We start from the raw sequence: 4,905 nt of genomic DNA on the forward strand, positions 1-4,905 counted from the left end.
CCAAGGATTCCAATTGGATGGGACTGACCTAGCATCATCGCGACGAGCGCGATAAAGCCGCGTCCAGCTGTCATTCCTTCCGTGAACATCGTCACCTGTCCAAGTGAGAGCTGCGTTCCCGCTAATCCGCAAAGCACACCGCTCATCAGGATTGCTCCATACTGAATCGCCGTTACCTTTAACCCCATGCTCTTTGAAGCCGATCGATTCTTACCGACTGCAAGGAGACGGAAGCCTGCAACCGTTTTATACAAGAAAATGTATAGCAGGATCGCCGCTAAAAACGCTAAGTAAACGAGCGGCGAGTGCCCCGAGACCAAATTGCCAACGACTGGAATGTTTTCGATCAATGGCAGGTCCCATTTCGGAAGCCCCTCCATGTTCTTATCGTAAAATGCCCCTTTTACATCAAAGAGCGCCCTCAGTAAAAATGTCGTTAAACCGAGCACCAGGAAATTGACCGCAATACCTGCTACTATTGGGTTTGCCTGAAATTTAATTGTCACGACGCCAAAAATCAGAGAAACAAGGACGGACCCGGCAATGCCGCACAGGACGGCAACCAGCACACTGCCGCTGTAATGATTTCCTGCAATCGCGGAAAACGCTCCAGCCAGGATAAGTCCCTCTAGGCCTACGTTAAAAATACCCACCCTGGCGCATAGTGCGCCGCCAAGGGCCGCAAGTAAAATCGGACTTACCATCCGGATGGCTGATACAAACAGCGAGTAATCAAACAGATCCATTGGCTGCACCTGCTTTCTTTCTTACATTCCACCAGTTAGAAGCGAACTTGGCAGAAATGAATAGGATTAATACACCTTGAATGACACTAGCAATCTCTAAAGGCACTTCCGTATTACGCTCCATGCCCATCGCTCCGGTTTGCAAAGCCGCAAGAAGTATAGCAGCAATTGCAGTACCAAGCGGGTTCGAGTTCGCCAGCAAGGCCGCCATCAATCCTGTCCATGCATATCCCGGAACCGTTAGAGCTCCTTCTACATAGCGGTATTGTGAACCAAGGACCTCTGCAGTCCCTGCCAGGCCGGCGATCCCGCCGCTGAAGAACATGCTGAAAAACAGGACCTTGGTTTTATTGATTCCGCCATATTTAGCGAAGAAAGGATTGTGGCCGAGCATTCGGACCTCATACCCTGCTGAAGTGTATTTAAGGATAAAATATAGAATGCCTGCGCATACGATCGCCAGGATAAAACCAAAGTGAAGGCTCATGCCCGGGAACAGCTTTGGAAGCCATGCCGACTGATCAATCATTGATGTCTGAGCCAGAGCCGCGGATCCTGTTTTATCCTGGAAAGGTTCTGCTACAAGGTAGCCGGCAAACAGGACAGCCACATAGTTTAATAGCAGCGTCGAGATCAGCAGCTGCACCTTGAACTTCGCTTCCATCCAAGCTGCGATTAGTGCCCATAGCCCTCCTGCCAAAATCCCAGCCAGTAAGGCTAATAAAATTTTCACAAAACCGGGACCTGGTATATATAGTGCGGTCAAAGCCGCAGCAATGGCACCAAGCACCATCTGCCCTTCAGCACCCATATTAAAGACGCCAGCACGAAAGGCGAGTGCAATACCAACGCCTATCAAGATAATCGGAGTCGCACGTGCGAAGGTCGCCGTCACAAAATAAAAACTCCCAAATGCGCCATTCCACATTACTTTATAGGTATCCAATACTGATTCACCAATCATACTGATGGCCAGCGCCCCGGTGAGGATTCCAATCAAAACAGCAATCAGCGGCTGTGCCAATCCCCTAAACGACTGTTGCAGTTTTCTCTGAAGCTTCATTCTCTTTTCCCCCTGCCATAAGCACGCTCAGCTTTTCTTCTGGTGCATCCTTGCGGTCAAGCACCCCCGCAATCTTGCCCTCATATATGACTGCAATCCGGTCAGACAATGCTAAAATCTCTGATAATTCGGAAGAGACAAGCAGGATGCCATCCCCTTTATTCCGCTTGGCTAAAATTGCTTCATGGATATATTCCATCGCTCCAATATCGACTCCGCGTGTAGGCTCGGCCGCAATCAGGAAGTCTGTATCAAAGCCTAGCTCCCGGGCAACGATTAATTTCTGCAGGTTCCCTCCCGAAAGATTACCTGCTTTTTCATCCATCGATGAAGTCTTGATTTCAAACCGTGAAATCCATTCACTGACATAGATGCGGAATGCCTTTTTGTTTAATATAGAACGCTTGTTGAACCTTTTTTGCTTGTAATAACCCATGAGGCCAGTTTCCACAATCGTGGCTTCCTTTGCCGCCCCCCACAAATATCGGTCTTCAGGGATGTGCGATAGCCCCGCATCACGTCTAAAGGCAACCGTTGTGCCTGTTACATCCTTTCCCCCTAATAGAATCAATCCCTTATCAACTTTTCTTAATCCGGAAATCGCCTGGATAAGCTCGGATTGTCCATTGCCAGAAACTCCGGCAATTCCAAGTACTTCTCCCCTATGTACGGTGAGGCTGATATTGGCCAGCACTGGTTTTGAATCATCCGCCCCGATGGTTAGCTCTTTCACTTCAAGAAGGGCATCCCCTTCTACCTTTGTTCGGTCAGCAAGTTCCTTGAGCTCCCTTCCTACCATCAGCTGTGCCAGCTCATCAACGGTTGTTTCAGTTTTTTGCACATGCCCTGCTACCCGCCCATTTCTGAGAACGGTAATCTGGTCCGCTGCCGTCATGACTTCGCGGAGCTTATGGGTAATCAGGATGATGCTTTTCCCCTGGCTCGCAAGGAAACGGATGGTCGTTAGAAGTTCATCCACCTCTAAGGGGGTCAGAACAGCAGTTGGCTCATCGAGAATGATGATATCTGCCCCCTGGTATAAAACCTTTAATATTTCGATCCGCTGTTGTTCACCTACTGAGCATTCTTGCGCTTTACGTGATGGATTTACGGCAATTCTATGTTTTTCCCCCAGCTGACGGACTGATTCAGCCGCTCCCTTTCTATTAAAAAAGCCAAAGCTACCCGGCTCGCGTCCTATGACAATATTCTCGGCAACCGTGAAATCAGGGTAGAGCATAAAATGCTGATGGACCATACCAATTCCATGCGACATTCCGTCCTGTGGCCCGTTAATCTTTACGCTTTTACCATCGAGAAGAATTTCCCCGCTAGTCGGCTGCTCGAGACCAAACAGCATGCGCATCAAGGTAGTTTTACCGGCTCCGTTCTCTCCTACAATCGCCAGAACTTCGCCCTTCTTCAGCTTGATGGATACACCGTCGTTGGCAAGGAAATCACCATATTTCTTGGTTATCTGTTTCATTTCTAAGCGGTAGGTCATTGCCTTCCCTCCCTGGTACAAATGGAAACCGACTACAGACGCAGTCGGTTTCATGTTTAATTTTTCAATCTGAGATTAGTTGTTTAATGGATTTTCAATTTCTCTTTTACCAGAAATGATTTCTTCTTGAAGAGCTTTGACCTTGTCGATTACTTCTTGTCCAACAAAGGCATTCAAAGGTGTTTTGCTTTCATGAGTGACATAAGTCAGGCCAACACCCTTATCCTTCAAGCCATATTCAACAGTTCCAGCTTTAAAGGATCCCTCTGAGAAAGCTTTTACCGTTTCGAATGCTGCTGCGTCTGTACCCTTCAGCTGCGAAAGCACGACATGCTCTGGATCTACGTCTGTTCGGTCAACATCTTGGCCAGCTGTGTAGAAGCCTTTTTCCTTCGCTGCTTCAAATACACCAAGGTCTCCGACAGCTGCTGCACCAGCAATGAAGTCTGCTCCTCTTGAAGCCTGAAGAAATGCAAGCTCCTTCGCTTTCGCAGGGTCTGTGAAGCTTCCGACATAGTTCACTAGGAATTCTGCATCCGGATTTGTTTCCTTCAATCCTTCTTCAAAAGCTACTGTCCATTTTTTCAAAAGCGGAATGTCCATTGCTGCAACCATTCCGACTTTATCCGTTTTCGTGGAAAGCCCCGCCGCTGCACCAAGCAGGTATGCTGCCTCATACTCACGGAAGTTGACGCTTTGAACGTTTGGAAGGTCAACCACTGTATCGATAATCGCAAACTTGCGGTCCGGGTTCTCAGCTGCAACCTTCTTCAACGCATCCTCTGATTCAAAGGATGAAGTAATGATCAAGTCATAGTTTTCTGCAACTGCAACGCGAAGGTTTTCCTCGATTGCTGAGTGGTCTGTTGATTCAATTGTTTTTACTTCCACTCCAAATTCTTTAGCTGCTTTTTTCGCCCCTTCATCCATTTGCTGGAAGAAAGGGTTGACTCCGATTTTTTCAGGTAAAACAAGAGCGATTCTCTTTTTACTTTCTTTGCCTTCCGAATTATCTTTTCCAGATGACTCCTCTGCTCCACATCCTGCTACGAGTAAAACTGATAATAATGCAAACAACGCCAAAAGCTTTTTCATGATGGACCCCCTAAATTAATTGTTCGTTTATTCTATTTATCATGTTACTAGATTACTTGATTACTATTATAAAAACAACTAAAAACGTATAATAATTTCATCAAAACGATTATTGTTCGTGTTTTAGTTAGTTTCCCCCAAATAAAAAACCTCTTCCACATAGAAAAGGAAGAGGTAATAAATCCGGCACTCTTCCTCATCTTTCAGAACATAATGTTCTGCAGGATTTGGCACCATTCTATTTTTAAAAATAGCGGTTGCCGGGCGTCACAGGGCCAGTCCCTCTGCCTCTCTTGATAAGGAATTCATATGTAATTTTAGTTTTCAACTTTAGTAACATTCTCATATAGTAAACTTAGAATTCATTATAACTAATATTTTTTAAATAGCAAGACAATTCATAAAGATCTTTCTCAGTTAAATGACACTCAGCCAATATGTAAAACTTCACATCTTAAGAATTTATTACTATCTTTGTACATTCGTTTTTATAACTT

Annotated in this window: 4 protein-coding genes and 1 riboswitch; all 4 genes read right to left on the reverse strand. The window is 45.9% G+C overall.

From position 1 onward, the window contains the following. Positions 1 to 746 (reverse strand): ABC transporter permease (locus WB217_RS13105; protein WP_423993660.1); only part of this gene is annotated, 746 nt, incomplete at its 3' end. Then, positions 733 to 1,809, reverse strand: coding sequence for an ABC transporter permease (locus WB217_RS13110; protein WP_423993661.1), 1,077 nt, complete (start codon positions 1,807 to 1,809; stop codon positions 733 to 735). The genes WB217_RS13105 and WB217_RS13110, both read right to left, overlap by 14 nt. Beyond that, entirely contained in the window at positions 1,775 to 3,313 is a 1,539-nt protein-coding gene (locus WB217_RS13115; RefSeq protein ID WP_423993662.1) for an ABC transporter ATP-binding protein, read from the reverse strand. Before WB217_RS13115 ends, WB217_RS13110 begins: the two co-directional genes overlap by 35 nt. A gap of 75 nt (positions 3,314 to 3,388) precedes the next feature. Then, complete coding sequence (locus WB217_RS13120; protein WP_423993663.1) at positions 3,389 to 4,408, reverse strand: BMP family protein; 1,020 nt, start codon at positions 4,406 to 4,408, stop codon at positions 3,389 to 3,391. 193 nt (positions 4,409 to 4,601) lie between these two features. Continuing rightward, positions 4,602 to 4,711, reverse strand: a riboswitch (SAM riboswitch). Between the last annotated feature and the right edge of the window lie 194 nt (positions 4,712 to 4,905).

The sequence above is a fragment of the Mesobacillus sp. genome, from assembly GCF_049588175.1.
Classification (GTDB): Bacteria; Bacillota; Bacilli; order Bacillales; family Cytobacillaceae; genus Mesobacillus.

What these genes read in the sequence shown, in the direction of transcription:
- WB217_RS13115 (WP_423993662.1), bottom strand. Translation starts at nt 3,313, where the DNA reads ATGACCTACCGCTTAGAAATGAAACAGATAACCAAGAAATATGGTGAT.
- WB217_RS13110 (WP_423993661.1), bottom strand. Translation starts at nt 1,809, where the DNA reads ATGAAGCTTCAGAGAAAACTGCAACAGTCGTTTAGGGGATTGGCACAG.
- WB217_RS13120 (WP_423993663.1), bottom strand. Translation starts at nt 4,408, where the DNA reads ATGAAAAAGCTTTTGGCGTTGTTTGCATTATTATCAGTTTTACTCGTA.